At 72.0% G+C, this 2,723-nt stretch carries 2 protein-coding genes; both read right to left on the reverse strand.

What is annotated here, in order from left to right; genetic code table 11:
• Window positions 1-306: 306 nt before the first annotated feature.
• A complete protein-coding gene (gene radA / locus ACY45C_RS01820) occupies window positions 307-1,764 on the reverse strand; it encodes a DNA repair protein RadA (RefSeq protein ID WP_462185932.1) in 1,458 nt (485 codons plus the stop codon).
• A gap of 99 nt (window positions 1,765-1,863) precedes the next feature.
• Window positions 1,864-2,415 carry a copper chaperone PCu(A)C gene (locus ACY45C_RS01825; protein WP_462185933.1) on the reverse strand — a complete coding sequence of 184 codons (552 nt, stop codon included), beginning with the start codon at window positions 2,413-2,415 and terminating at the stop codon, window positions 1,864-1,866.
• Window positions 2,416-2,723: the final 308 nt, after the last annotated feature.

Here is a 2,723-nt window from a genome sequence, read left to right on the forward strand (position 1 = left end):
CGTCGAGCTCGAAGCCACCGGTGCACAGACCCTCGACGACCTTGTCGTGGCCGAGGACGATCAGTGCGCCGGTGTGCCCGCGCAGGATGCGTTCCAGGCCGTCGCGAAAGGGGGTTCCGGGCGCGACCGCGGCCAGTGTCGCCCGGAAGATGTCGTCTCCGGGTGGTCCTGCCATCAGGCTCCCTCAACTCCTCGGCTTCCCCCACCGTCTCCCTTTACCACTGTCGCGATGCTATCGGGGCGACGGGAGCCGGTGGGGTCCGCCTCATCGTGAAGTACCGATATGGTTAGAAAAATACACACTTTCTACGTTTCATGCATTTTGCCGATCGCGCCGATCAGGTCGGGTACCTCGGTGACTTTCATGCCGTCCGGAGCCGGGCCGGGGTCCGCCGGAACGAGCGCCCGGCGAAAGCCGAGCCGGGCCGCGGCGGCGAGCCGTTGGCGTACCGAGCCCACCGCGCGGACCTCCCCGGCCAGGCCGACCTCGCCGACAGCGACGAGATCGGCCGGCAACGGACGGTCTCTGGCCGCGCTGACGATCGCCAAGGCCGTCGCGAGGTCCGCTGCGGGCTCGGCCAACCGAACCCCGCCGACGGTCGCGGCGTACACGTCGGCCCGGCCGAAGCGCACCTTCGCCCGGCGCTCGACCACGGCGAGAATCATCGCCACCCGGGCCGGATCGAGCCCGGACACGGCGCGCCGGGGGATCTGCGCCGAGGTCTCCGCCACCAGAGCCTGAACCTCGGCGACGAGTGGCCGTCGGCCCTCGACCGTTACGGTGACACAGGTTCCCGGCACCGCCTCCAGCCCCGCGCCGCCGGACCGGGACAGGAACAGCCCGCTCGGGTCGGCGATGCCATGGATACCGGAATCGTCCATCTCGAAACAGCCGACCTCGTCGGCCGGTCCATACCGATTCTTGCCCGCGCGGACCAGGCGCAGTGCGGAGTGCCGCTCGCCCTCGAAATGCAGCACCACGTCGACCAGATGTTCCAGGAGGCGCGGTCCGGCGACCAGACCATCCTTCGTGACATGGCCGACAAGCACCGTCACGAGTCCCAGCGCCTTGGCCGTCCGGATCAGGGCCGCGGTGACCTCACGGACCTGGGTGACCCCGCCCGCGGCTCCGTCTACCCCGGCCGCGGAGATGGTCTGCACCGAATCGACCACCAGCAGGGCGGGTGAGACCTCCTCGACGTGACGCAGGACGGCGCCGAGGTCCGTCTCGGCGGCGATCCACAGGTCCTCGTGCAGCGCACCCGTCCGACCCGCCCGCAGCCTGACCTGCGCCGCGGACTCCTCCCCGGTGACGACCAGCGCGCGGGCACCGGCGGCGGCGCTGCGGGCCGCGACCTCCAGCAACAGGGTGGACTTGCCGACCCCCGGTTCCCCGGCGAGCAGGATCACAGCGCCGGGAACGAGGCCGCCGCCCAGCACGCGGTCGAGCTCGTCTATCCCGGTCGGGCGACGCCTCGTCGCGGTCACGTCGACGGACATGACCGGCAGAGCCGGTGCCGTCACTGCGGCGGACGAGGCGGAGCGACCCCCCGCGACCAGGCCGGCCCCGCGGCGTGGGGCGGGGGCCTGCGCCTCCAGCGTGCCCCACTCCTGGCAGCGCGAGCATCGTCCCGCCCACCGCACGGACTCCGAGCCGCAGCTGTTACACCGGAACCCGCCTGAGGCCGCACGGCTCGACGGGCGACCGCCGGCCGACGGGCGAGTGGATGCCATGGACGCAACGTTAGTCCGCTGGTCCGACATGTCGGTGACAGCGGCGCGCGGAATGGGTCCCCGGGCGTCGGGTACCCGCGAATGGGGATACTCGGCCGGATCCCGCTGGGCGGATCGGCAGGCGGTGGGTCAGCCCGCGGTGGTGGCGCCGGCCGACGGCGAGGCGGGCTCCTGCCCTGCCCCCGGGGTCCCGGTAACCGCACCCGGCGCCGCCGAGGCGCCGGGTGCGGGCTGCTCCACCGGAACGTCCAGGATGATACTGCCGGCCCTGGCGAAGGTGATGGTGACGGGCACCTGGGACCCGATCAACAGGTTCTTCTGGACGTTCTGCAGGGTCGGCGCGGAGCCGTCGGCAATGAAGATCTTTCCGGAACCGGGTGGCAGCTCGGCGGGGCTCGGTACCTTGCCGCCCGCCGCGAGGGGGGAGGACACGCCGATGATGGTGTCAGGCTCGGTGCCCGCGTTGAAGAACGCCGAGACGATCTGTGCGGAGTCTCCCCGGGACAGCGGGCCTGCTACATAGACGTTGCGCAGCGTGATGCTGCCGACGGCGCTCGAGACGCTGTTGGTCGTGGTCCGGGCGAGGTTCGTCAGCGCGTCGTTGCCGGAAGCGCAGCTTGCCAGGCCAGCGGACCCGACCACCGAGGCCAGGATCGCGGCACCGATCCGGCGGGAGGCCATACGCCGCCTGAAGGTGGACTGTCGACCGGCGTCGTGGCCCGGCTCCGGGGCGGCGGACGCCCCGCCGACGGCGGGTGTGGCTGACGTGGAACGGGCACCCAGACGGCGGCTCACAGCTCGGTGGCTCCTCCTGCGCGAGACCGGTGCCTCGGGTGCGCACCGGTGCTGGTTGACGGTCGTCCCGTGGGGCGACCACCGGTGGCGCCGCCTCCATCGCCGGCCGTCGTAACCGGCGCGGAGAGGTCACCCCCGGTGCCCGGATGATTCGGTCTAAGACGGTCCGTCTCCCGACTCACCCGCGCGGGGCT

This window comes from Frankia sp. CcWB2, from assembly GCF_977927585.1.

Coding starts and splice junctions, on each gene's coding strand:
- radA (WP_462185932.1), bottom strand. CDS start 1,764: ATGTCGGACCAGCGGACTAACGTTGCGTCCATGGCATCCACTCGCCCG.
- ACY45C_RS01825 (WP_462185933.1), bottom strand. CDS start 2,415: ATGGCCTCCCGCCGGATCGGTGCCGCGATCCTGGCCTCGGTGGTCGGG.